This window comes from Inhella crocodyli (assembly GCF_004004565.1).
Lineage (GTDB): Bacteria > Pseudomonadota > Gammaproteobacteria > Burkholderiales > Burkholderiaceae_C > Inhella > Inhella crocodyli.
The window spans coordinates 285,214-307,922 of the sequence record NZ_SACM01000003.1 but is presented as its reverse complement, the minus strand read 5'-3'; the positions used below and the strand labels follow the sequence as shown (position 1 = coordinate 307,922).

At 69.7% G+C, this 22,709-nt stretch carries 22 protein-coding genes; 12 read left to right on the top strand and 10 right to left on the bottom strand.

Features of this window, described 5'->3' with window-relative positions; translation table 11 throughout:
- Positions 1–42: 42 nt before the first annotated feature.
- A complete protein-coding gene (lplT, locus tag EOD73_RS12230; RefSeq protein WP_127683287.1) occupies positions 43–1,338 on the bottom strand; it encodes a lysophospholipid transporter LplT in 1,296 nt (431 codons plus the stop codon).
- 79 nt (positions 1,339–1,417) lie between these two features.
- Between lplT and alr the strand changes: the two genes are divergently transcribed.
- From alr to EOD73_RS12210, 4 genes are all read left to right on the top strand, one after another.
- Positions 1,418–2,545 (top strand): alanine racemase, encoded by a 1,128-nt coding sequence (alr, locus tag EOD73_RS12225; protein ID WP_127683286.1) that lies wholly within the window; start codon positions 1,418–1,420, stop codon positions 2,543–2,545.
- Positions 2,545–2,961 (top strand): alternative ribosome rescue aminoacyl-tRNA hydrolase ArfB, encoded by a 417-nt coding sequence (arfB, locus tag EOD73_RS12220; RefSeq protein WP_127683285.1) that lies wholly within the window; start codon positions 2,545–2,547, stop codon positions 2,959–2,961. Before alr ends, arfB begins: the two co-directional genes overlap by 1 nt.
- Positions 2,962–3,089: 128 nt before the next feature.
- On the top strand, positions 3,090–4,823 hold the full coding sequence (locus EOD73_RS12215; protein ID WP_127683284.1) for an AMP-binding protein: 1,734 nt from the start codon (positions 3,090–3,092) through the stop codon (positions 4,821–4,823).
- Positions 4,824–4,827: 4 nt separating this feature from the next.
- Positions 4,828–5,733: a bile acid:sodium symporter family protein gene (locus tag EOD73_RS12210; RefSeq protein WP_127683283.1), complete on the top strand. Its 906-nt coding sequence runs from the start codon at positions 4,828–4,830 to the stop codon at positions 5,731–5,733.
- 48 nt (positions 5,734–5,781) lie between these two features.
- Here the strand turns inward: EOD73_RS12210 and EOD73_RS12205 are convergent, their stop codons facing one another.
- Positions 5,782–6,252 (bottom strand): MarR family winged helix-turn-helix transcriptional regulator, encoded by a 471-nt coding sequence (locus EOD73_RS12205; RefSeq protein WP_164846063.1) that lies wholly within the window; start codon positions 6,250–6,252, stop codon positions 5,782–5,784.
- A gap of 64 nt (positions 6,253–6,316) precedes the next feature.
- Between EOD73_RS12205 and EOD73_RS12200 the strand changes: the two genes are divergently transcribed.
- On the top strand, positions 6,317–6,847 hold the full coding sequence (locus EOD73_RS12200) for an acyl-CoA thioesterase (RefSeq protein WP_164846062.1): 531 nt from the start codon (positions 6,317–6,319) through the stop codon (positions 6,845–6,847).
- A gap of 52 nt (positions 6,848–6,899) precedes the next feature.
- On the opposite strand, the gene EOD73_RS12195 is transcribed toward EOD73_RS12200, so the two are convergent.
- Both EOD73_RS12195 and EOD73_RS12190 read right to left on the bottom strand, forming a co-directional pair.
- Positions 6,900–9,158 (bottom strand): PhoX family protein, encoded by a 2,259-nt coding sequence (locus EOD73_RS12195; protein WP_127683280.1) that lies wholly within the window; start codon positions 9,156–9,158, stop codon positions 6,900–6,902.
- Between the two features lie 98 nt (positions 9,159–9,256).
- The gene (locus tag EOD73_RS12190) at positions 9,257–10,393 is read right to left on the bottom strand and encodes a sterol desaturase family protein (protein ID WP_127683279.1); all 1,137 of its coding nucleotides are present in this window, start codon (positions 10,391–10,393) and stop codon (positions 9,257–9,259) included.
- 108 nt (positions 10,394–10,501) lie between these two features.
- Here EOD73_RS12190 and EOD73_RS12185 point away from each other — a divergent pair, with 108 nt between their 5' ends.
- Complete coding sequence (locus tag EOD73_RS12185) at positions 10,502–11,038, top strand: DUF924 family protein (protein ID WP_127683278.1); 537 nt, start codon at positions 10,502–10,504, stop codon at positions 11,036–11,038.
- Between the two features lie 6 nt (positions 11,039–11,044).
- Here the strand turns inward: EOD73_RS12185 and EOD73_RS17565 are convergent, their stop codons facing one another.
- The 6 genes from EOD73_RS17565 to EOD73_RS12155 all read right to left on the bottom strand — a co-directional run bounded on the left by EOD73_RS17565 (position 11,045) and on the right by EOD73_RS12155 (position 18,618).
- Complete coding sequence (locus EOD73_RS17565; protein WP_164846061.1) at positions 11,045–12,856, bottom strand: hypothetical protein; 1,812 nt, start codon at positions 12,854–12,856, stop codon at positions 11,045–11,047.
- Positions 12,857–12,861: 5 nt separating this feature from the next.
- On the bottom strand, positions 12,862–13,380 hold the full coding sequence (locus EOD73_RS12175) for a hypothetical protein (RefSeq protein WP_127683277.1): 519 nt from the start codon (positions 13,378–13,380) through the stop codon (positions 12,862–12,864).
- Positions 13,377–14,267 (bottom strand): DMT family transporter, encoded by an 891-nt coding sequence (locus EOD73_RS12170; protein ID WP_127683276.1) that lies wholly within the window; start codon positions 14,265–14,267, stop codon positions 13,377–13,379. Before EOD73_RS12170 ends, EOD73_RS12175 begins: the two co-directional genes overlap by 4 nt.
- A 13-nt stretch (positions 14,268–14,280) precedes the next feature.
- Entirely contained in the window at positions 14,281–14,916 is a 636-nt protein-coding gene (locus tag EOD73_RS12165) for a LysE family transporter (RefSeq protein WP_127683275.1), read from the bottom strand.
- 130 nt (positions 14,917–15,046) lie between these two features.
- Positions 15,047–17,263, bottom strand: a complete 2,217-nt coding sequence (locus EOD73_RS12160) for a DUF8754 domain-containing protein (RefSeq protein WP_127683274.1) — start codon at positions 17,261–17,263, stop codon at positions 15,047–15,049.
- A gap of 23 nt (positions 17,264–17,286) precedes the next feature.
- Positions 17,287–18,618 carry an iron-containing alcohol dehydrogenase gene (locus tag EOD73_RS12155; protein WP_240660701.1) on the bottom strand — a complete coding sequence of 444 codons (1,332 nt, stop codon included), beginning with the start codon at positions 18,616–18,618 and terminating at the stop codon, positions 17,287–17,289.
- Between the two features lie 157 nt (positions 18,619–18,775).
- On the opposite strand from EOD73_RS12155, the gene radA reads away from it, so the two are divergent.
- From radA to EOD73_RS12125, 6 genes are read left to right on the top strand one after another with little or no spacing between them, the layout of a single operon-like run.
- The gene (gene radA / locus EOD73_RS12150; RefSeq protein ID WP_127683273.1) at positions 18,776–20,128 is read left to right on the top strand and encodes a DNA repair protein RadA; all 1,353 of its coding nucleotides are present in this window, start codon (positions 18,776–18,778) and stop codon (positions 20,126–20,128) included.
- Positions 20,125–20,502 (top strand): hypothetical protein, encoded by a 378-nt coding sequence (locus tag EOD73_RS12145; RefSeq protein WP_127683272.1) that lies wholly within the window; start codon positions 20,125–20,127, stop codon positions 20,500–20,502. Before radA ends, EOD73_RS12145 begins: the two co-directional genes overlap by 4 nt.
- 32 nt (positions 20,503–20,534) lie before the next feature.
- Positions 20,535–20,741: a zinc-finger domain-containing protein gene (locus tag EOD73_RS12140; RefSeq protein ID WP_127683271.1), complete on the top strand. Its 207-nt coding sequence runs from the start codon at positions 20,535–20,537 to the stop codon at positions 20,739–20,741.
- 11 nt (positions 20,742–20,752) lie between these two features.
- Positions 20,753–21,214, top strand: coding sequence for a YybH family protein (locus tag EOD73_RS12135; RefSeq protein ID WP_240660700.1), 462 nt, complete (start codon positions 20,753–20,755; stop codon positions 21,212–21,214).
- Positions 21,211–22,197, top strand: coding sequence for a YheT family hydrolase (locus tag EOD73_RS12130; protein WP_205702461.1), 987 nt, complete (start codon positions 21,211–21,213; stop codon positions 22,195–22,197). Before EOD73_RS12135 ends, EOD73_RS12130 begins: the two co-directional genes overlap by 4 nt.
- The gene (locus tag EOD73_RS12125) at positions 22,197–22,706 is read left to right on the top strand and encodes a DUF2946 family protein (protein ID WP_127683270.1); all 510 of its coding nucleotides are present in this window, start codon (positions 22,197–22,199) and stop codon (positions 22,704–22,706) included. Before EOD73_RS12130 ends, EOD73_RS12125 begins: the two co-directional genes overlap by 1 nt.
- Positions 22,707–22,709: the final 3 nt, after the last annotated feature.

Below are 22,709 nucleotides of genomic sequence, written 5' to 3'. Positions count from 1 at the left end.
TGCAAATCAGCCGTGACGGCGCGCGCGGCGCGCGTCAGACTCTCAGGAGTGGCAGCCCTTGCCGTCGTCCTCGTCGCCGCGGGCGATGGCCAGCAAGCGCTCCACCTCCTCGTTGTGTTCGCGGCGGTTGTGCAGGTGCCAGCGGCGGATCAGCTCCATCACCCCGGCCACCAACAGACCGAAGGCCGTGATGGCGCCAAAGGCGTGCAGCCCCCAGGCCGTCAGGCCCGAATACAGGAAGCCCAGGCCCAGGATGCAGGCCTGCTCGTTGAAGTTCTGCACCGCGATGCTGCGGCCCGCGCCCATCAGGCTGTGGCCGCGGTGCTGCAGCAGGGCGTTCATGGGCACCACCAGGAAGCCGCCGATGGCGCCCATCACCATCAGGAAGGGCGCGGCCACCCAGACGTCGCGGATGCCGATCATCACGACGATCAGCACGCCCATCAGGGTGCCCAAGGGGATGGTCTTCACGGCCTTGTCCAGGCGCATCCACCAGCTGGCCACCAAGGCGCCCACCGCGGTGCCGATGGCCACCACGCCGACCAGGCTGCTGGCCTGCGTGGTGCTGTAGCCCAGCGCGGCGGCGGCCCAGGCGATGACGATGTAGCGCAGGTTGCCGCTGACGCCCCAGAACAGGGTCGTCGTGGCCAGCGAGATCTGGCCCAGCTTGTCCTGCCAGAGCTTGCGGTTGCACTCGCGGAAGTCGCGCAGCAGGGCCAGCGGCCGGTCCATCGGCATGAGCTGGGCGCAGGTGCGCGGGATGTAGAGGTTGAAGGCCGCCGCGGCGATGTACAGCGCCACCAGGCCGGTGATGGCGGCTTCGGGCGCGGTGTCGATGCCGGTGTCGATCAGCGGCAGGTCCAGCGCCAGCAGGTGCGGGGCGATGTGCGGCCCCACCAACTGCCCGCCCAGCAGCACGCCCAAGATGATGGAGGCGATGGTCAGGCCCTCGATCCAGCCGTTGGCCTTGACCAGCTGCGAGACGGGCAGCAGCTCGGTGAGGATGCCGTACTTGGCCGGCGAGTAGGCCGCCGCGCCCAGGCCCACCACGGCGTAGGCCACCAGGGGGTGCACGCCCACGAGCATCATCAAGCAGCCCACCACCTTGATGGCGTTGGCGATGAACATCACCTTGCCCTTGGGCAGCGCGTCGGCAAAGGCACCGACGAAGGGCGCGAGCAGCACGTAGAACAGCGCGAACATGGGCACCAAGGCCACGCGGTGCGACTCGGGCGCGCCGCTGTCCTTGAGCAGCTGGATGGCTGCAATGAACAAGGCGTTGTCGGCCAGCGAGCTGCAAAACTGCGCCGACATGATGGTGTAGAAGCCTTTTTTCATCGCCTGGCGCTTGGCCTGTTGGAGCTCGTCTCGGGGGCGGAAAGCGTAACCCAGTGTTGCTACGGCTAAATTGCGGCCCATGCCGCGCCCGATCGAAGCCACCGTCCATGCCAGTGCCCTGACCCACAACCTGGGCGTGGCCCGCGAGCGCGCCGGGGGCGCGCGCGTGTGGGCCGTGGTGAAGGCCAACGCCTACGGCCACGGCATCGAGCGCTGCTTCGAGGCCCAGCGCCAGGTGGCCGATGGCTTTGCGTGCATCGACCTGGCCGAGGCCGAGCGCCTGCGCGCGCTGGATTGGCGCGGCCCCCTCCTGCTGCTGGAAGGCGTGTTCGAGCCGCGCGACCTGGAGCTGTGCTCGCGCCTGCACCTGTGGCACGCGATCCACGCCGAACACCAGATCGACTGGCTGGCCGCGCACAAGACCAACCTGCCGCACCGCGTCTTCCTCAAGATGAACAGCGGCATGAACCGGCTGGGCTTCGCGCCCCAGGCCTTCCGCGCGGCCTGGCAGCGCCTGGTGAACCTGCCGCAGGTCGAGGACGTGAGCCTGATGACCCATTTCAGCGACGCCGACGCCACGCGCCTGGGCGCCGACGGTATCGCGCACCAGCTGGCGGCCTTCGAGGCGGCCACGGCCGACCTGCCGGGTGAGCGCAGCCTGGCCAACAGCGCCGCCACCCTGCGGCACGCGCAGCGGCCTCTGGCCGGCGGCGTGAACGTGGCCGGCGACTGGGTGCGCGCCGGCATCCTGGGCTACGGCGGTGTGCCCGACTACCCCGAGCACGACGCCGCCCACTGGGGCCTGCAGCCCGGCATGAGCCTGCGCGCGCAGGTGCTGGGCGTGCAGCAGCTGCAGGCTGGCGACACCGTGGGCTACGGCAGCGCCTTCACGGCGCCCGGGCCCATGCGCATCGGCACCGTGGCCTGCGGCTACGCCGACGGCTACCCCCGCCACGCGCCCACCGGCACGCCGGTGCTGGTGGACGGGGTTCGCAGCCGCACCCTGGGTCGCGTCAGCATGGACATGCTGGCCGTGGACCTGAGCGCCCTGCCCGAGGCCGGGGTGGGCAGCGAGGTGACGCTGTGGGGGCGCAGCCGGCAAGGCGCGGTGCTGCCCATCGACGAGGTGGCGCACGCGGCCGGCACCATCGGCTACGAGCTGATGTGCGCGCTGGCCCCGCGCGTGCCCGTGCGCTTGGACGAGTGATGGGCCTGCTGTCGGCCTGGTGCCCGCAGGACGACGAGGTCGAGTTCAGCTTCATCCGCGCCAGCGGCCCCGGGGGCCAGGCCGTGAACAAGACCAGCAGCGCGGTGCAACTGCGCTTCGACGTGCGCGCCAGCCGCCTGCCCGAGGCGGTGAAGGCGCGCCTGCTGGCCAGCGACGACCAGCGCCTGAGCCGCGAGGGCGTGTTCGTCATCAAGGCGCAGGTGCACCGCAGCCAGGACATGAACCGCCAAGACGCCCTCGAGCGCCTGGTGGCCTGGGTGCAGGCCGCCGCCCACGTGCCCGCCGTGCGGCGCGCCACCCGCCCCACGCGCGGCTCGCAGCAGCGGCGCCTGGCCGGCAAGGCCGTGCGCAGTGCCGTCAAGGCCGGCCGCGGCCGCGTGTGCGGGGGCGATTAAGCCTTTGAAAACAAAAGGCTTTTTCTGCCCGTGGGCGGGGGTTGATCCTCTGGTGCGGCCGGTCGGTTACAGGTAAGTTCCGCCCGCCCCGGCAGGCCGCCGGATCCCTTTCCTACTCCGCCTCGCCGATGACCTCGACCGACTCCGTGTACCTGGGCAAGCCCTGGCTTTCGCACTACGGCGACACCATCCCGCACACCCTGCCCACGCCCAGCGCGCGCCACCTGCCCGACATGGCGCGCCAAGCGGCCCAGCGCTTCGCCAGCCAAACCGCGTTCACCTGCGTGATGCCCAACGGCATGTACGGCTCGCTGAGCTACGCCCAGGTGGACGAGATGAGCGACGCGCTGGCCCGCTACCTGCGCGAGGTGTGCAAGCTCGCTGCCGGCGACCGCGTGGCCGTGCAGATGCCCAACTGCCTCAGCTACCCCGTGACGCTGCTGGGCATCTTGAAAGCCGGCTGCGTGGCGGTGAACACCAACCCGCTGTACACGGCCGACGAGATGGCCCACCAGTTCAAGGACAGCGGGGCCAAGGCCATCGTGGTCGTCGACCTGTTCGCCGACAAGCTGGAAGCCATCCTGTCGCAGACGGCCATTCAGCACGTGGTGATCACCCGCGTGCCCGAGTTCTTCCCGCCGGTGGTCCAGCCCATCGTGTACGGCGTGATGAAGCACTGGAACCGGCTCATCCCGGCCCACGGCCTGAAGGCCACGCGACTGCCCGAAGCGCTGGCGCAAGGCCGGGCCGCGGGCGGCGACGTGCAGGCCTACGTGCGCGACTTGAAGCACGACAGCCTGGCCCTGCTGCAGTACACCGGGGGCACCACTGGCGTCGCCAAGGGCGCCATGCTCTCCCACGGCAACCTGCTGTGGAACCTGGACCAGATGCTGGGCATGGTGCGCAGCCACATCGACGAGGGCAAAGAGGTGGTGCTGACGGCCTTGCCCCTGTACCACATCTTCGCGTTCACGGTGAACTTCCTTACCATGTACCGCATGGGCGCGCGCAACATCTTGGTGCCCAGCCCCCGGCCCATCCAGAACCTGCAGCGGGCGCTGGAGAACTACAAGATCACCTGGCTCACCGGCGTGAACACGCTCTACAACGCGCTGATGCACGAGGAGTGGTTCACCGCCTTCCCGCCCAAGCACATTAAGGCGGCAGGCGGCGGCGGGGCGGCTATGCACCACGCGGTGGTGAAGCACTGGGAGGACGTGACCGGCGCCCCGCTGGTGGAGGGCTACGGCCTGACCGAGAGCAGCCCGGTGGCCTGCTTCCAGCCGCTGAGCAGCGGCCGCAAGGTCGACACCATCGGCATCCCGGCGCCGATGACCGAGATCCGCCTGGTGGACGACGACGGCCACGACGTGGCCCTGGGGGCGCCGGGCGAGTTGATCTTGCGCGGCCCGCAGGTGATGCAGGGCTACTGGCAGCGCCCCGAGGAAACGGCCAAGGTGCTGAAGGACGGCTGGCTGTACACCGGGGACGTGGCGGTGATGAGCGAAGACGGCACCTTCAAGATCGTGGACCGCAAGAAGGACATGATCTTGGTCAGCGGCTTCAACGTCTACCCCAACGAGATCGAAGACGTCATCACGCAGCTCGACAGCGTGATGGAGGCCGCCGTGATCGGTGTGCCCGACGCCAAGACCGGCGAGGCCGTGCGCGCCTACGTCGTCAAGGCCGACGACAGCCTCACGGCCGAGGCCGTGTTGGCGCACTGCCGCAGCAAGCTCACGGCCTACAAGATGCCCACTCGCATCGAGTTCCGCGACGAGCTGCCCAAGACGCCGATCGGCAAGATCCTCCGCAAAGACCTGCGCGCCGAAGTGCTGGCCACCATGAACAAGAAGGGCTGAGGCCATGTTGAGCGAACTCGAAACCAAGCTGCTCGGCGTGATGATGATGGTCATCATGCTGGGCATGGGCGCCAGCCTGACCTTCAAGGACTTCGCCATCGCGCTGCGCCGTCCCCAGGGCGTGTTCGTGGGCCTGGTGTGCCAGTACGGGGTCATGCCCGCCCTGGCCTATGGCCTGGCCACGCTGCTCCAACTGCCCCCGGCTTACGCCGTGGGCCTGATCTTGATGGGCTGCATGCCCGGTGGCACCACCAGCAACATCTTCACGTACTTCAGCAAGGGCGACTTGAGCCTGTCCATCTTGATGACCATGGGCTCGACCATCGTGGCCATCTTCATGGTGCCCCTCACGCTGGCCTTTTACAGCCAGGGCATCGAAGGCGACTGGAAGATCCCGCCCGGCAATGTGATCCAGGTGCTGTTCGTGCTGTTGGTGCCAACCGTGATCGGCATCGCCATGCGCAAGTGGAACGCCAACGTGGGCGCGGTCGTGGAGATGATCGGTGGCCTCTTGGGCGTGGCCGTCATCTTGTTCCTGATGGGCTCTTGGGTGCCGCGCAACTTCCAGTTGCTGCTGGACACCGGCTTCCCGGTGTACGCCGCCTCCATCGGCCTGGGCCTCTTTGGCTTCGCACTGGGCTATGGCTTGAGTCGCTTGCTGCGCCAAACGCCGCGCCGGGGTCGCACCATCGCGCTGGAAACCGGCATTCAGAACGGCCCCTTGGCGGTGTTGATCGTGACCTTGAGCTTCGCCGGCGACCAGCAGCGCGATGTGTTGCTGCTGCCGATCCTGTACTCGTTCTTCATCGTACTCAGCAGCTCGGTGGTGACGATCTGGTTCCGCCGCATCACGCAGCGCGAAGAGCTGCAGCGCGATCAGGCCAAGATCGGCGCACTGGCCAAGGCCTGAGTCGCCTCGCCAACAAAAGCACCGCCACCTCCGGGTGGCGGTGTCGTTTCAGGAGGCGTCGAGCATCGCGCGCAGCGCGGTGCTGCCGGCGTCCATCTGCCGCTGCAAATCGCGCAGCTCGGCGGGGCTGGACGCCGCCGTCATGCGCTGCACCACCTCGGCCTGCACCGCCAACGCGCGGCGCGCCAGGGTGTCGCCCGCGTCGGTGAGGTGCAGCCGCCAGGCGCGGGCGTCGCTGGCGTCGGGCTCGCGCCGCAGCCAGCCGGCTTGTTCCAGCTTGCCCACCAGCGCGCTCATCACGCTCTTGGCCGTGAAGCTGTGCGCCGCCAGTTGCTGCTGCGTGGCGCCCGGGTGCAGCAGCAGGTTGACCAAGACCTCGTGCTCGCTCAGCTTCAGCCCCAAGGCGGCCAGGCGCTGGGTCAGCACCTGGTCGCACAGGTGGTAGGCCTTCACCACCGACAGCCAGGCGTCGTGGGCGGGGGGCAGGGCGGGACTGGCGGGGTTGCGGGCGCGGGGCATGGTTTGACAGATGGTTCGGATCGGAACTAAACTGGTTCCAATTCGAACCAATTCTAGGCCGACCATGAACCTCTACCTGCGACTGCTTTGGGCCCTGTGGCGCGCCTGGCGCCAGCCCCGCATCCAGCCGGGCGACACCATCGAGCGCACCTTCCGGGTGCTGCCCAACGACTTGGACCTGAACGGCCACATGAACAACGGCCGCTACCTCACGATGCTCGACCTGATGCTGATCGAGTACTTCGTTCGCTTTGGGTTCTTCGGCCTGATGATCAAGCAAGGCTGGCGCCCGATGGCCGGCGGCTCCTTCATCACCTACCGCCGCGGGCTCAAGCCCTTCCAGCGCTACACCCTGCGCTTTCGCACCGAGGGCAGCAACGAGCACTGGAACTTCATGCGCTTCGAGTTTCACGACGGCGAGCGCCTGTGCGCCGCCGGTTACGTGAAGGGCGCCGTGGTGGGGAAGCGGGGCCTCGTGCCGAACGCGCAAAGCTGTGCGCTGCTGGGCTGGGAACAAGACACCCGCGTGCCCACGCCCGTCGCCCACTGGCTGGCTGGCGAAGAAGCGCTGATGGCGCAGCCCTGGCACGCCTGAAACGAAAAAGGCCGCGCCTCGCGGCGCGGCCCAAGGGCTTGGCCCTGCCCGATCAAGAACCGATCACGCCGCCGTCGTTCTTGGTGATGACGATGGTGGCCGAGCGCGGTCGCTTGCCGGCCCCATAGCCGGCGTTGGACGGCCACTGGCTGGTGTACTTCGTCGGGTCGGTCACGTCGGCCATGCGCGTGCCCTCGCCCGGGTGCTGGATGTTGACGAACAGCGCCTTGCCATCGGGGGTGTCAGCGATGCCGGTGATCTCGCAGTCCTTCGGTCCGACCAAGAAGCGCTTCAGGTTGTCGGCCGTGGGCGTGGCGCCCACGTAGGTGTCCACGGTCAAGGTGCCGCCGCCGCTGCGGGCGTAGCTCAGGGTGCGCTTGGCGCCGTCGCCCACCTGGCCGGGGATGGCGGCCAGCATCATGCAGTTGGTGACGTCGGTGTAGGCGCCGTCGTCGGTTTGGATCCAGCAGATGCCGGTCGTCGGGCTGAAGGCCAGGCCGTCGGGGCTGGACATGTCTTGGTCGCCCGTGAGGTTGCTGAGGTTGACCGTGCCGGTGGCGGCGCTGGTCTCGGCGGCAAAGACGTAGATGTCCCAGGTGAAGGCCGTGGCCGAAGCGCCGCCGGTGCCTTCCTTCAAGCGCAGGATGTGACCGTTGGGGTTGCCCGAGTTGGTCGACGTGCCACCGCGGATGTCGCTGTAGGCGCGGGGGTTGGCGCTGTCGGGCACCAACTGGCTGCCGCCGGTGGGGTCCACACGGCGGTTGCTGTTGTTGGTCAAGGCGAAGTAGACCTCGCCGTTCTTCGGGTTCACCGAGCACCACTCGGGGCGGTCCATCTTGGTGGCGCCCACGGCATCGCCGGCCAAGCGGGCGTTGACGCAGATGTCGGCCTGGTCGGCGAAGGGGTAGCCGGTGTAGTCGCGCACCGTGGGGTTGGTCATGCTCAGTTCGATCCACTGGCCACTGCCGTCGGCGTTGAACTTGGCAACAAACAGCTTGCCCTGGTCCAGGTACTTGGCGCCGGTGGCCAAGCGGTCGGTCGGCGTGGCGTCGGCGGCGCTCCACACCGCCGTCGACACGAACTTGTAGATGTACTCGTTGCGAGAGTCGTCGCCCATGTAGGCGGCGATGGGCTGGCCCACCACCGGGATGCTGAAGGCGGCGCTCTCGTGGGCGAAGCGACCCAGGGCGCTGCGCTTCACGGCCTTCTTGGTCTTGGTGTACGGGTCGATCTCGACGATGTAGCCCTGGAGGTTCATCTCGTGACGGTAGTCGTCGCTGCCGTCCACCGACACGCCCGAGCGGCTGATGTTGAAGCGCAGGTGGCGGTCGTCGGCGCTGGCGGTTTCCCACCCGTGGCGTGACGCGGCCCCTTGGGCGCGGCCGTAGCGGTTCAGCGCGGTGACCGACTTGTCGTTGCCGCGAACGGCGTTGTCGGTGGCCACGCGGAAGAAATAGCCCGACCAGTTCTCCTCGCCCGTGACGAAGCTGCCCCAGGGGGTCTTGCCCGTGCCGCAGTTGTTGAGGGTGCCGCGCGTGACGGTGCCGGTGGGCGAGTACTTGGTGATGGCCAAGGCGTTGCCGCGCAGCGGACCACCGATGTCGATCTCGGTGTTGGGCACGATGCGGAAGTTGAAGGCCGAGTCGGCCACGTAGGCCCAGGTGCTGCCCGACTTCTTGATCTCCACGACCGAGATGCCGTGAATGGCCATCTCCTTGTCGGTCTCGTCCACGGGGCGGGGCAGGGTGGAAGTGCCGCCACTGGCGTGGATGAAGAAGCTGCTGCGGGTTTCGTCCGTGGTGGCCTCGTGGTTGATGGCCAGCAGGCCGCGGTCGGTGGCCGTGGTGGAGGGCGTGCCGGTGGCTGACAGGCCGAACCACTCCATGCCGTCGTGGTGGTCGCCGGCGCGGTTCTCAAAGTCGGTGTCGGTGCCGTCGTTCTTGTAGGCCGGGGTGGCGGCGCGCAGCGGGTCGCCCAGCGCGTACAAGATGGTGGCGGTGTAGCCGGCGGGCACGGTGACGACGTCGGCCAGGCTCTTGTTGACGGCGCCAAAGCCCAAGCGGGTCACGATGGGCGAGGGGGCGGGGGCTGGCGCGGGCGCGGGGGCCGGCGGGGCCACGGGGTCGTCGCTGCCGCAGGCGGCCAAGAGGGTGGTGCCCAGCACGGCGGTGGTGGCCCCACCGAAGCCGCCGCGCAGCAGGCTGCGGCGGCTCAGGCGGGCGTCCAGCACCTGGTTGAAGTGCGGGTTGGCGCTGCGGTTGCTGTCCTCGTCGTTGAAGTCGATGAGGGTGGGGTCAACGGGCTGGTTCATGGTGGCGGGTCGCAAGGAATGACAGACCCGCCACGCTAGGCAGCACCGATGAAAGCGCCGTGTCAGCGCCGTGAAGCTTTTGTGTCAGCGCTGGCGGCTCAGCCCTTCCACGTGAAGGGGAACTTGAACTGCGCCCAAAAGCCGTTGGGCACGTAGTCGCCCAGCACGCCATAGGCCGTGGGCCACTTGCGCTCGCTTTGCACGGCGGTGCCGAAGAGGTGGTCGAGGAAGGCGAAGTGCGCGGCGTAGTTCTTGTCCAGCGCCTCGGCGTCTTGGCTGTGGTGCCAGTGGTGGAAGTTGGGCGTGACGATCAGGTAGCGCAGCGGCCCCAGGCGCACGCTGACGTTGGCGTGGTTGAACACCGCCTGGAAGCCGACCACCACGATGTAGGCGTCGATCACTTCCTTGCTGAAGCCGAGCACGAAGATCGGCGCCAGCACCAGGGTGCGGGTCAGGATGAGCTCCAGGATGTGCTGGCGGCTGCCGGCCATCCAGTCCATGCTTTTGACGCTGTGGTGCACGGCGTGCAGGCGCCACAGCAGGGGCACCTCGTGGTACGCGCGGTGCGTCCAGTACTGCATCAGGTCGGCCACCAAAATGATGAGGAACAGCGCCACCGGGAAGGGCAAGGCCTGCACCCAGGCCTGCACGCCGTCCTTGGCGGCCCAGCCGAAGAACTTGTGCACCAGCAGGTTCACCGCCAGCAGCACGAAGCCCACCATCAGGTGGTTGACGATGAAGTGGTGGAAGTCGGTCTGCCACTCCGGGCGGAACACGGGCTGGTCCTTGCGCAGGGGGAACAGCTTCTCGACGAACACGAAGAGCAGCGTGGAGCCCAGCAGGTCCAAGATGAACCAGTCCAGGCCGATGTAGGGCGTGCCGTCGGGGAAGTTGGGGTCCACCTCCACCTTGTGGCCGCCCAGCGCCAGGCACAGGCCCAGCAGCACGAAGGTGCCGCTTGAGAGCCAGCGCACGCGGCCGAAGACCATGTTCCACAGCGCGATGCCGCCGGCGATGACCAGCGACCAGTACAGCAGCTGGCGCATCACCTCGACGTTGTACGACTGGCGCAGCTGCGGCGTCGTCAGGTACTGCGGGAACAGGAAGGCCAGCACCCCCAGGAAGCACAGGATGGCCAGGGACAAGGCGATGACGCCCGACACCAAGCCCTTGCCGGGCTGCAGCGCGCCGTGCGATTCGGTGAGGCGGTTGAGTTTGTCGAGGGGGTCGACCATGGTGAGGGCGGTGCGGACGAAAAGGCGGCATTGTGCGAAGTCACGACGCTGCGGTCATCCCCCGCCCGCAGGGCGCTACCGTTGGGGTTTCGCCGCATCGAGCTTCTCATGACCGCCCACGACGTCCTCGCCTTCTGGTTCGAAGAGATCAGCACCGCCCAGTGGTGGAAGGTCGACCCGGCTTTCGATGCGGCCATCGCCACGCGCTTCGGGGTGCTGCACGCGCAAGCGGCGCAGGCCGAGCTGTGGGCTTGGCGTGCCACGCCCGAAGGCCGGCTGGCCGAGGTGATCGTGCTGGACCAGTTCTCGCGCAATCGGCACCGCGGCACCGCGCAGGCTTTCGCCTGCGACCCGCTGGCCCTGGGCCTGGCGCAAGAGGCGGTGGCGCAGGGGGCCGACCTGGCCTTGCCGCCCGAGCGCCGCGCCTTTCTCTACATGCCCTACATGCACAGCGAGTCGCGCGCCGTGCACGCGGTGGCCGAGCCGCTGTTCGCCGAGCGGGCGGCGCACGTGCTCGACTTCGAGCGGCGGCACCGGGCCATCGTCGATCGCTTCGGGCGCTACCCGCACCGCAACGAGGCCCTGGGCCGCGTCAGCACGGCCGAGGAGCTGGCCTTCTTGCAAGAGCCCGGCTCGCGCTTTTGAGCGGGCTCAGTCGCGCAGCGTGAAGCGCGTCACCACGCGCCAGCCGCTGGGCAAGGGGGCGTCGGTGGGCACCGCGGTTTGCGCCGGCACCTCGTCCAGCCCGAGCACGAACGCGGTGAGGCCCGCGTCGTCCAGGCGGAAGCGCACGAAGCCTTTGTGCCCCTCGTGCGCCACCAGGCCCGAGGCCGCGTTGGACGCCAGCCCCAAGCCGCCGCAGGCCAGTGCGAGGGCGAGGCCCAGCAGCAGCCCGCCGCTGAGGGCGGAGGCGAGCACGAAGGCGGGCCAGCCCAGCCAAGGGCCCAGGGTGTTGAAGCACAGCAGGGTCCAGCCCCAGGCGGCGCTCAGTTGCGCCAGGCCATGCCCCGCACCCAGCAGCAGCGCGCGGCGCGGGGCCAGCGGGTCCCACACGGCGGCGGCGCAGGCGACCAGCACGGCCAGCGCGGGCAGCACGGCGCTGGGGCTGGGCACGCGGCTCAGGTCCACCTGCGGGTGGATGCCCCAGCCGAACCAGGTCAGCAGGCCCACGAGGCCGCCCAGCACGGGCAGCAGGCCGCGGTTGCTGTCCCACTGCTCGGCCCACCAGCCGCGCCAGCCCTGGGCCATGCCGCTGCCGCGCGCGCGGAAGGCCGCGGCCCAAGCGCGCCAGCCCAGGCGGCGCGACGCGACCTCGTCGGGGTAGCGCACGCCGGGCTCGAAGGCGGGCAGTGCCGCCTCGTTCCGGTTGCGCGGCAGGCCGATCTCGACGTGCTGGGCCAACTCGTCGCCCGGTCCGCTGACGGCACGCAGCACCTTGCGGCCGCGCACCTCCTGCGTGTGCGTGGCGTGCGTGAAGGCGCCGCCGTGGCCGGCCACCAGCAGGTGGGTGTCGCTGCCGTCGGGCAAGGTCAGCTGCTCGTGCGCCACGTGGTGCAGGTCGCCGGCCAGGCGCAGGCGGATGCGCGCGCCCGCGGCCAGCAACCGCGCCTCCAGGCGCTGGTAGCGCTTGGGGTAGCCCTCGGGCGCGTGGTCGCCCAGCGGGCGCGTCCAGTAGGGCTCGGGGTAGACGAGCACCACCTGGCTGCCCGCGCCCAGGCCTTGGTTCAGCAGGGCCTTGAAGCCCTCGTACTGCGGGCGGTCGAGGTCGCCCTCGAGCGCGAAGTCCAGGCCCAGCACCCACCAGTTGCGCGGCAGCTTCAGCGCGAACCAGGTTTGCCGTTGTGGCGTGCGCGCGCCCAGCACGGCCCCGGCGTCGGTGTTGACGAAGTAGCGGCAGAAGGTGGACGCGCTGACAGCCCAGTCGTGGTTCTGCGGGATGGCGACGACCACCTTGTCGTCGGCGGCGATCGGCGTGCCTTCGCGGGCGGCGTCGACCGCATGGCGCCAGCGCCCGAAGCCGGCTCGTCGCTGCGCCCAGCGCAGGGCCTGGTCCAGCGGCTCGATGAAGCGGTACTGGTAGTCCAGCCGGCCCGAGCCGGGGTAGGCGAGGTCGCCGCCCAGCACCAGCAAGCGTACCTGCGGCAGGGGCTGGCCCCGCTCGTCCTGCGCCTGCGTGCCGGCCATCGACGGCGCAAGCAGGCCCTGGGCCACGGCCACGGTGGCGTCGCCGCCGTCGCCGGTGTCGGAAGCGAAGTCGAACCAAAAGGGCGCGGCTGGGCTGCAGGGGTCGGCGCTGAGGTCGACGGGCCGCAGGTCGCTGGGAAAGGTCTCGCGGCGGTCCAGGTGGGTGGCGAACTGCTCGGCCGCCAGCAGCTTGCGCGCCGCCTGCCACAGCGTGGCCGGCGCGTACCAAGCGACGGGGCGGCGGGCGTGCGGCGGGACGTCCTGCCCGAAGCGTGGCATGCGGTTCAGCGCAACAACAGGGTCAGCGCCACGGCCGCCAAGGCCAGGGCCAGCAGGCCCACGAGCCAACGCCCGCCGCGCCCCAGGCCGGGGTCGTTGGCGCACTCGGCGTCGCTGCCGTCGGCGCGCGCCTTCTGGCAGGCGGCGATCTGCGCCCAGGCCCAGGCCAGGGCCTCGTCGGGCTCCAAGGTGTCGCCGCTTTGCGGGTCCTCCAGCGGGCCGTTCATCAAACGCGACAGGGTCGCGGCCGCGGCCAGCGCCGATGGGGCGTTGTCGCCCTGGGCCACCAACAGCGCCGTGCTGCCGCCGGCGGGGCCGCCCAGGGTGGCGTCGGCCGGGCCCCATTGCCATTCGAAGCCGCTGGGGCGCCCTTGCCAGGTCACCGGCCAAAAGCCGGTGTGCTGTGCCAGGTCGCCCACCTCGCCGAGTTGCGCCGGCATGCCGGCGGCGTCCAGCGCCTGCTGCCAGGCCTCGCGCGTGGGCACTGCCGTGCCCGCCCAGGTCACCACCAAGCTCATGCTCATGATTTGCTCGCTCCCACCCGCTGGGCCATCACCACGCTGCCCACGCACAAGGCCATGCCCGCCAAGGCCAGGGGCGTGGGCTGCCAGCCCTCCAACAAGGCCGACACCCCGAGGGCGATGACCGGGATCACCACGCCCATCAGGGCGGCGCGCGCCGGGCCTTCGCGCTGCGCCAGCTTGAAGTACAGAACGAAGGCGATGACGGTGCCGAACACCGTCAGGTACAACCAAGACAGCACGTAGGGCGCGTGCCAGTCGAAGGCCCAGCCGATGCCGGTCACGCCGGCCATGCCGATCAAGAACAGCGCACCGTAGCCCATCGCCCAAGCCAGCACCGGGATGAGCGGAAGGCCCTGCCGCGTGAGGTGCAGGGTGAGCATGTTGCCCACGCAGGCCGCCACCACGGCCAAGAGGCCGATGGCCAGGCCCCAAGCGGCGTGCGGGCGCGCGCCGGTGCTGGCGATCTCGGGCCAGAACACCATCACCACGCCGGCCACGCCGCCCAAGGCGGCGATCAAGAAGGCGCGGGGGCTCTTTTGCCCGAAGGCCCACCAAGCCCCGAGCGCGTTGCCGAAAACCATCAACGCGAACAGCACGGCCACCAGGCCCGAGGGGATGTAGCGCTCGGCCTCGTACACGCCCCAGTAATTGCCGCCGTACTGGATGACGCCCGCGGCGATGAGCCAGCCGTGCACGCGCAGCGGCAGGCGCAAACGGGCGCCCTGCTGCCAGGCCAACAGCGCCATGAGCACCGCGGCCAGGCCGAAGCGCCAGCCCACAGAGTTCAGCACGGGCACCGAACCGAGTTGGTAGAGGATGACGTGCCAGGTGCTGGCCCAGATCAGCGTGGGCACCAGGAACAAGAGCCAGGTTGGCATCGGTCGCATGCGGGGGCCGGCCTCAGGCGCGCTTGACGCTGGCCAGCAGCAGGCCGGCGCCCACGAACAGGCCGCCGAAAACGCGGTTCATCAGGCGGATCTTGCGCAGGTCGGTCAGCGCGCCCAGCACCTTGGCGGCCAGCGCGGTGTAGCCGCCCATGACCACGAGGTCGGTGAAGCCCAGGGTCAGGGCGATGACCCCGTACTGCGGCGCCAGCGGCTGGCTCAGCGAGAGGAACTGCGGCACCACGGCCAGCAGGAACACCGTGCCCTTGGGGTTGATGGTGTTGACCATCCAGCCGCGCAGCACGAGGTCGCGCCGCCGGGCCGAGGCGCCGCCCTTCACGCCGTCGTCCTCGGCCACCAGGGCCCGGGCCGGGGCGCGCCATTGCTGCACGCCCAGGTAGACCAGGTAGGCCACGCCCGCCCACTTGATGACGGCGAACAGGGTGGTGGAGGTGGCCACCAAAGCGCCCAGGCCCACGCCCACGAGCAGGACCTGCGTCCAGATGCCGAGGATCAGACCGGCGGTCGTCCAGTACCCGCGCCGGAAGCCGTGGGTGAGGCCGCTGCTCATCGCGGCCACGGCGCCGGCGCCGGGGCTCAGGCTGATGGCCCAGGAGGCCGCGAAAAAAGTGAGCCAAACGTGCAGGTCCATGGCGGGGCGTCCTTCTCTTCCTTCCCAACAGGCGGGGATTGAAGCACGCCCGTCGCCGGCCTGACGTCTGGCACCCCCCCAAGAAGAACGCCCCCTCGCGAGGGGGCGTTCGACCGGGTCGGGGTGGGCCTCAGGCGGCGGGGGCCGCCTTCTTGGCCGGGGCCTTCTTGGCCGCCGGCTTGGTGGCCGGCTTGGTGGCCGCCATCTTCTTCACGGCGGGCATGGGCTTGGCCGGGGCGGCGGCCTTCTTCGCGGCCGGCTTCTTGGCCGGGGCCTTCTTCGCCGGGGCTTCGGCGGCGGGCGCGGCCCCCCCGCCGTTCCAGTTCAGGCGGGCCTTCTTGGCCAGCTCGACGACCTTGGCGATGTCCTTGTCGGAGTACACGCCCTTGACGCCCGAGATCGCCGCCAGCTTCATGCCGTGCTTGAGGCCGAGCTTGTAGATCTCCTTGACCTTCGGCCACTCGGTGTCGCGGCCGATGGTGAAGACCTCGAAGCGACCCTCCAGCGCCAGCACGATGGTCTCGGCCAGGCAGGCGTAGATGACGTTGTTGGGCAGGCCGATGCTCTTCATGCCGCGCACCTTGGTGGGCAGCTCGATCTCGCCCGACTCGATGACCAGCACGTCGGGGCGCTTGGCCACCTCTTCGGGCGGCAGGTCCAGCGGGCGGGCCACGTCGGTGATGACGCAGCCGGGCTTGACCTTGGTGATGTCCAAGATCTTCTTGCCGGCGCCGCTGGTGCTGGTGACGATCATGTCCATGTCGGCCAGCAGGCTGTCGTAGTCGATCGAGCAGACCACCTTGGCGTCGGGCGTGTCCTTGAGGATGCTCTTCTTCAACTCCTCCAGCTTCTTCATGTCGCGGCCGGCGATGACAACCTCGTCAAAGGCCATGGCCAGCAGGCGGGCCGAGACCGAGCCGATGGAGCCCGAGGCGCCGATGACCATGGTCTTGGCCGGCACGCGCTTGTCGCCCTTGTTGACCTTGACCAGGCCCATGCGGCGCATGGCGTCGGCAGCGGCCCACAGCGCGCCCGAGGCCGAGTAGCTGTTGCCCGTGGTGATGGGCAGGGGCGCACGCCGCGCCACGGTGATGCCGGCGTCGCCCACCACCTTGGTGAACGCGCCCAGGCCCATGATTTGCGCGCCCAGCTTTTCGGCCATCTCGGCCGCCTGCAGCAGGCGGCGGTAGGTGAACTCGGGGCTGCGGGCCAGCATCTCCTTGGGCGTGCCGCCCACGCTGATCAGCCAGCCTTCGGCCTCGGCGCCGGTGGGGCTGATGATGTTCTCCATCTTGCAATAGACCATGGGCGGCATGTGCGCCGCCAGGGTCTCGACCTTGTCCATGATGAACTTGGGCGTGGCCTTGGGGATGGGGAAGCCCTTGCGGATGAACTCCTGGCTCAGCGGGTGGATCACGAAGGCGAAGCGCCGGATGTTGCGGAACTTGCCCGTGGGGTGCAGCAGGCGCGGCGTGATCTTGAGCTCGTCGATCATCTCGACGAAGTCGTCGTCCGAGACCTCCTCGGGCGACTTCCCGATGGCCGCCAGCATCATGGCCTCGATCACGTTGATGCCCACGACCTGGTCGAAGAGCTTGGGCGAGACGTCGATGACGAGGTTGACCTTGCAGAGCTTGAAGTAGGCCAGGCGCTCGTCGTCCACCGCCGAGGTGATGACCGTCTTGCCCGCCAGGTTGGCCGGGTTGCCCACGGCCTTGAGTTCGGCGAAAGTGCCCACGATGACGTGCGAGCGCGCCACCTCGGCCACGATGCGCTTCTTCTTCAGGCCGCCGAGCGACTTTTCGAGGATTTCGCGCGGCGCGGCGGGCAGGGCCCACTTGATGCCTTTGGCGTACAGCTCGAGCTGGTCCAGGGAGCTGAGCATGGCCGGTGCGCCCGTCTGGAACAGCGCGTCGGCGAAGTTCAGGTTCTTCGTGTAGTCGGACATGGCCACGGCCATGTCGTAGTTACGCATGCCGCTCAGGAACAGCACGATGTTGTTGTTGAAGTAGTGGCCCAGCTCGTGCTGCACGTGGCGCACGGCGCGCACCTGCAGCAGGCGGCGCAGCGTGGCGCCGGTGGTCACGGGCACGCGGGTCACCACGTTGAGCAGGCGCTTGGTTTCTTTGTTCACCACGGTGCGCAGGCCCACTTGGTAGTGGTCGCCGATCTCGCCCAGGCCGATGGCGTCGGCGTCGGCTTGGTGGCGGCGCATCAGCTCCCAGGCTTGCGTGGTGTCGTCGTCGGCGCCCAGGCGGGTCACTTCGAACTGCTGGCCGAGGAACTTGGTCTTGAACGAGAAGTCCTGCTCGGAGGGGCCGAGGGTGACCGTCACAACCTTCTTCATGGGGGTGTCTCCTTGCGTCGTGTTCAGGGGGCCGACTTGCCGCGGGCGGCCTTGGCGGCGGGTTTCTTGGCAGCGGCCTTGCTGGCGGCCTTCTTCGCCGCCGGCTTGCTGGGGGCGGGTGCCGGTTCGTCGGGCGGCAGCACGCTGCGGATCAGCTGCTCGCACACCTCCTGCGTCATGTAGCGCGGCACGGGGTAGCCGACGTGGGCCTCGTGGCAGGCGGCCTTGGCCAGCGCGGGGATGTCTTCCTCGCGCAGCGCGGCCAAGTGGGTGGGGATCCCCAGGTCTTCGTTGAGCTGCTCGACGGCGTCGAGGAAGCGCTCGGCCAGGGTCTCGGTGCGTTCGCCCTCGCCACCCAGCTTCGCGCGGATCGCCAGCTGCGCCAGCTTGTCCATGACCGCGGGCGCCGAGTAGCGCAGCACCAGCGGCAGCATGATGGCGTTGGCCAGGCCGTGCGGCGTGTGGTACTTGCCGCCGAATTGGTGGGCGATGGCATGCACGTAGCCCACGTTGGCCCGCGTGAACGCCATGCCGGCGTAGGTGCTGGCCAGCGCCATCTTTTCGCGCGCGGCCAGGTTCTTGCCGTCGCGGTAGCAGGTGCGCAGGTTGGCAAAGATCAGGCCCACGGCCGTCAGCGCCAGGCCGTCGGTGTAGGGCGTGGCCCAGTTGCCGATGAAGGCCTCCACCGCGTGCGTCAGCGCGTCGATGCCCGTGGCGGCGGTGATGTGGGGCGGCAGGCCGGTCATCAGGGCGGGGTCCAGCGCCGCCATGCGCGGCACCAGGCGCGGGTCGACGATGACGACCTTGTCCTCGTGCTCCGGGTCGGCCACGACGGCGGCCACGGTCACCTCGGAGCCCGTGCCGGCGGTGGTGGGCACGGCGTAGAGGGTGATGGGGTTGCGGCGGCCTTTGAAGTAGCCGGCCAGGCTGCGGATGGGCTTGGGGTTGGCCACGGCCATGGCGATGGCCTTGGCCGAGTCGATCGACGAGCCGCCGCCGACGGCGACGATGGCGTCGCAGCCGTGCTCCTTGAAGGTGGCGATGCCGCGCTCGATCAAGGGGATGGGCGCGTCGGGCGTGATCTCGTCGAACACCACGTACTCGGTGCCGCCCTCGGTCAGCGCGTCGGCCAGGCCCTTGAGCAGGCCCAGCTTGGCCAGCACCGCGTCGGTGACGATCAAGATTTTGGTGTGGCCGAAGCCGGCCACGGCCTCGCCCAGCCGGACGCTGGCGCCGGGGCCCACGAGGAGCGTGGGCTGCGGGATGGGGATGAAGCGCGTGACCTTGCCAGCGCCTTTCATCAGGGCGCCCAGGCCAGCGGCGCGGGTGCTTGAGGGAATCAGATCGAGGATCACACCGGGTCTCCAACAGCCAAAACAAGCGGTCGCGCCGGGTCGGGTCCGCGGCGCGCGGGGCCGATCGATTCTGCGGCAACTCCAGGGGCTCGCCGGGGCAGCGCTCGAGTCCTGTGCCCAGTCCGCCTCATCGCAAACCCTCACCCACAATGCCGCCATGGCCAAAGAGAAGACCCAATACACCTGCAGCGAGTGCGGCGCCACCAGCGCCAAATGGCTGGGCAAATGCCCGGGCTGCGGCGCATGGAACACCCTGGTGGAGGGCGTGGCCGAGCCGAAGGCGGGGGGACACCGCTTCCAAGCCCTGGCGCGCACCACGCCCGTGGCCACGCTCAGCGAGATCGAGGCCGTGGACACGGCGCGCACGCCCACGGGCATCGACGAGCTGGACCGCGTGCTGGGTGGCGGCATCGTGGCCGGGGGCGTCACCCTGATCGGCGGCGACCCGGGCATCGGCAAGAGCACGCTGCTGCTGCAGGCGCTCGAAGCCCTGTCCACCGGCATGAAGGTGCTGTACGTGACGGGCGAGGAAAGCGGCGCGCAGGTCGCGATGCGCGCCCGCCGCCTGGGCCTGCCGGGCACGGCGGTGCGCGTGCTGGCCGAGATCAACCTCGAGCGCATCCTGGCCACGCTGGATGCCGAAGCGCCGGCCTTTTGCGTGATTGACTCCATCCAGACCGTCTACACCGAGCAGCTGACCAGCGCGCCCGGCAGCGTGGCCCAGGTGCGCGAATGCGCCGCCTTGCTCACGCGCCACGCCAAGGCCAGCGGCTGCAGCATGGTGCTGGTGGGCCACGTCACCAAAGAAGGCGCCTTGGCCGGCCCGCGCGTGCTGGAGCACATCGTCGACGCGGTGCTGTACTTCGAGGGCGACACGCACAGCACCTACCGCCTGGTGCGGGCCATCAAGAACCGCTTCGGCGCGGTGAACGAGATCGGCGTGTTCGCCATGACCGAGAAGGGCCTCAAGGGCGTGAGCAACCCCAGCGCCATCTTCTTGAGCGCGCACGCCGCGCCTGTGCCTGGCAGTTGCGTGCTGGTCACCTTGGAGGGCACGCGCCCCTTGCTGGTGGAGCTGCAGGCCCTGGTGGACAGCGGCGGCGCGCGCCGCCTGAGCGTGGGCCTGGAGCGCGACCGCCTGGCCATGCTGCTGGCCGTGCTGCACCGCCACGCTGGCGTGGCCACCAACGACCAGGACGTGTTCATCAACGCCGTGGGCGGCGTGCGCATCAGCGAGCCGGCCGCCGACCTGGCCGTGCTGCTGGCCATCCAAAGCTCGCTGCGCGGCCGCCCGCTGCCGCGGGGCTTTCTGGCCTTCGGCGAGGTGGGCCTGGCCGGCGAGGTGCGCCCCGCGCCGCGCGGCCAAGAGCGCCTGAAAGAAGCGGCCAAGCTGGGCTTCAGCATCGCCGTCATCCCCAAGGCCAACGCGCCGAAAAAGCCGATCGAGGGCCTGACGGTGCATGCCGTCGAGCGCATCGAAGAGGCCATGGACCTGGTGAGGTCGCTGTGAAGGCCGCGGTGACGGGCTTGCTGGCCTTGGCCGCACTCGTGGCCGGCGGTTGGGCCATGGGCTGGCAAGGCGTGGTGCTGGTGCTCACGGTGCTGGTGTTCTTGCTGCTGCTGCAGTTCAGCAAGCTGATGAAGGTGATGCGCCAGGCCGGCAGCGCGCCCATCGGGCAGGTGGCCAACGCCGTCATGTTCCACAGCCGGCTGCAGCCCGGCCAGGCCTTGGTGGACGTGCTGGCCCTGGCCGGCAGCCTGGGCGAGGCCGTGCCCGAGCGGGCCCACACCTACCGCTGGCGCGACGCCGCGGGCGACGAGGTGCACCTGCGCTTCGACGCCGGCAGCCGCCTGCTGGAGGCCGCCTTGCAGCGCGCTTCCTAGAATTGCGCCCTCAACCCGCCGAGTGCCGCACCATGAGCCAAGCCCCTGCCGTCGTCGAAGTCAGCGCCAAAGACCTGCAAGGTCACGGTGTCGTGGCCTGCCCGAACCCGAACATGGCGCTGTGGAGCAGCCACCCCAAGGTCTACATCGACCTGAGTCACAACGGCCAGGGCCGCTGCCCCTACTGCGGCACCGAGTACCGGCTCAAGGCCGGCGAGACCCTGGCGCACGGCCACTGAGCGCAGGCCCCGTGGTTCGCCGCAAGGCCCCGCTGGCCGTGTTGATGGCCAGCCCCGACGAGATCGAGGCGCAGTTTTACGAGGCCCTGCAGGCCGGCGACCTCGATCGCCTGATGTCGCTGTGGGTCAACGACGAGTTGGTGCGCCTGATCCACCCCGGGGGCGTGCCGGTGGTGGGCGCCACCGCCATCCGTGCCAGCTTCGGCGCCCTGTTCGCCCGCGGGCCCGTGGCCGTGCAGGCGGCCGAGGTCACTCGCCTGACCACCGACCAGCTTGCCGTGCACCAGGTGCGCGAGCGCGTGCTCGTGCCCGGCCCGGCCGAAGGCGGCGGGGCGCAGATCGCCTGGGTGATGGCCACCAACGTTTACATGCGCACCGCCGAAGGCTGGCGCATGGTCTTGCACCACGCGAGCCCCGGCACGGCCGACGAGTCGCCCAGCGTGCACAGCGGCGACGCCAACGTCCTGCATTGAAGCCGCCCAAGATCCACGCCCCGCGCTGGCTGCCCGGCGGGCACGCGCAAACCATTTGGCCCAAGCTGTTCAGCCGGCTGCAGCACCCCGAGCACCCGCCGGTGTTCAGCCGCGAGCGATGGGACACGCCCGACGGCGACTTCGTCGATTGCGACTGGTTGCGCGAGCCCGCGCACGGTGGCAACGGCCCGCTGCTGGTGCTGTTCCATGGGCTGGAAGGTAGCTCCGCCAGCCACTACAGCCAGGCCTTTGCCAGCCACGCGCGCAAGCTGGGTTGGGCCTTCGCCATCCCCCACTTCCGCGGCTGCTCGGGGGAGCTGAACCGCGGGCCGCGGGCCTACCACTCGGGGGACTTCACGGAAATCGGCTGGATGCTGGCGCAGTGCCAGGCCCGCCACCCGGGCCCGATGGTCGCCGTGGGCGTGAGCCTGGGCGGCAACGCGCTGCTGCGCTGGGCGCAAGAGTCGGGCGCGGACGCCGCCCACACGGTCCGCGCCGTGGTGGCCGTGTCGGCCCCGCTGGACCTGGCCGCGGCCGGTGACGCCATCCACCAGGGCCTGAACCGGCACATCTACACCCGCTATTTCTTGCGCAGCATGGTGCCCAAGGCCCTGCGCAAGCTGCAGCAGCACCCGGGCCTGTTCGACGAGGCGGCGATGCGCCGCGCCCAGAGCCTGCGCGATTTCGACAACGTGTTCACCGCGCCCGTGCACGGCTTTCGCGACGCGGCCGACTACTACGCCCGCTGCAGCGCCGGCCCCCACCTGGACGCGTTGCGCGTGCCCAGCCTGGTGCTCAACGCGCGCAACGACCCCTTCGTGCCCGCCCAGAGCCTGCCGCACCGGGTGAGCGCCGGCCGGCCGGTCACCTTGTGGCAGCCGGCGCATGGGGGCCACGTGGGCTTTCCCAGTGGCCGCTGGCCGGGCACGGTCTTGGACCTGCCGCACAGCGTCTGCACCTGGCTGGCGCCACACTTGGGCTGATGGACGACCTCGTCAAGGCCGCGATGGCCAAGTGGCCCAACGTGCCAGATTGCCGCGGCTGGCTGGGCCTGGACGCGCGCGGCGACTGGTACCTGCGGGACGACGCCTGTCAGGCGGCGGGGGCCTTCCCAAGGCCGAAGGGCAGCCTGCTGCGGCACGACAAGTTGCGCGAGTTCATCCACCGCAACTACCTGGCGCACGCCGACGGCCGCTGGTACTTCCAGAACGGACCGCAACGGGTGTTCGTGGCCTTGGAGGCCGCGCCCTTGGTGCTGCGCCTGCACGACGACGGCCGGGTGGTCGACCACACGGGCGAGACCCTGGGGGCCACCGCCGCGGTGCTGGACGAGGGCGGCTGGCTTTACCTCGCCACGCCCAAGGGCCTGGGCCTGGTGCATTCGCTGGACATGGACCTGGCCGCCGACCGCCTGGCGAAGGGCGATTGGGCGCTGGAGGAACTGCCCCGCGCCGACCTGCCGGCGCGCTTCGGCTTCGTGCGCCAACCCTGAAAC

What these genes read in the sequence shown, in the direction of transcription:
- EOD73_RS17565 (WP_164846061.1), bottom strand. Translation starts at nt 12,856, where the DNA reads ATGCCACGCTTCGGGCAGGACGTCCCGCCGCACGCCCGCCGCCCCGTC.
- EOD73_RS12195 (WP_127683280.1), bottom strand. Translation starts at nt 9,158, where the DNA reads ATGAACCAGCCCGTTGACCCCACCCTCATCGACTTCAACGACGAGGAC.
- EOD73_RS12190 (WP_127683279.1), bottom strand. Translation starts at nt 10,393, where the DNA reads ATGGTCGACCCCCTCGACAAACTCAACCGCCTCACCGAATCGCACGGC.
- EOD73_RS12185 (WP_127683278.1), top strand. Translation starts at nt 10,502, where the DNA reads ATGACCGCCCACGACGTCCTCGCCTTCTGGTTCGAAGAGATCAGCACC.
- radA (WP_127683273.1), top strand. Translation starts at nt 18,776, where the DNA reads ATGGCCAAAGAGAAGACCCAATACACCTGCAGCGAGTGCGGCGCCACC.
- arfB (WP_127683285.1), top strand. Translation starts at nt 2,545, where the DNA reads ATGGGCCTGCTGTCGGCCTGGTGCCCGCAGGACGACGAGGTCGAGTTC.
- EOD73_RS12205 (WP_164846063.1), bottom strand. Translation starts at nt 6,252, where the DNA reads ATGCCCCGCGCCCGCAACCCCGCCAGTCCCGCCCTGCCCCCCGCCCAC.
- lplT (WP_127683287.1), bottom strand. Translation starts at nt 1,338, where the DNA reads ATGAAAAAAGGCTTCTACACCATCATGTCGGCGCAGTTTTGCAGCTCG.
- EOD73_RS12140 (WP_127683271.1), top strand. Translation starts at nt 20,535, where the DNA reads ATGAGCCAAGCCCCTGCCGTCGTCGAAGTCAGCGCCAAAGACCTGCAA.
- EOD73_RS12125 (WP_127683270.1), top strand. Translation starts at nt 22,197, where the DNA reads ATGGACGACCTCGTCAAGGCCGCGATGGCCAAGTGGCCCAACGTGCCA.
- EOD73_RS12200 (WP_164846062.1), top strand. Translation starts at nt 6,317, where the DNA reads ATGAACCTCTACCTGCGACTGCTTTGGGCCCTGTGGCGCGCCTGGCGC.
- EOD73_RS12210 (WP_127683283.1), top strand. Translation starts at nt 4,828, where the DNA reads ATGTTGAGCGAACTCGAAACCAAGCTGCTCGGCGTGATGATGATGGTC.
- EOD73_RS12170 (WP_127683276.1), bottom strand. Translation starts at nt 14,267, where the DNA reads ATGCGACCGATGCCAACCTGGCTCTTGTTCCTGGTGCCCACGCTGATC.
- alr (WP_127683286.1), top strand. Translation starts at nt 1,418, where the DNA reads ATGCCGCGCCCGATCGAAGCCACCGTCCATGCCAGTGCCCTGACCCAC.
- EOD73_RS12160 (WP_127683274.1), bottom strand. Translation starts at nt 17,263, where the DNA reads ATGAAGAAGGTTGTGACGGTCACCCTCGGCCCCTCCGAGCAGGACTTC.
- EOD73_RS12165 (WP_127683275.1), bottom strand. Translation starts at nt 14,916, where the DNA reads ATGGACCTGCACGTTTGGCTCACTTTTTTCGCGGCCTCCTGGGCCATC.
- EOD73_RS12215 (WP_127683284.1), top strand. Translation starts at nt 3,090, where the DNA reads ATGACCTCGACCGACTCCGTGTACCTGGGCAAGCCCTGGCTTTCGCAC.
- EOD73_RS12175 (WP_127683277.1), bottom strand. Translation starts at nt 13,380, where the DNA reads ATGAGCATGAGCTTGGTGGTGACCTGGGCGGGCACGGCAGTGCCCACG.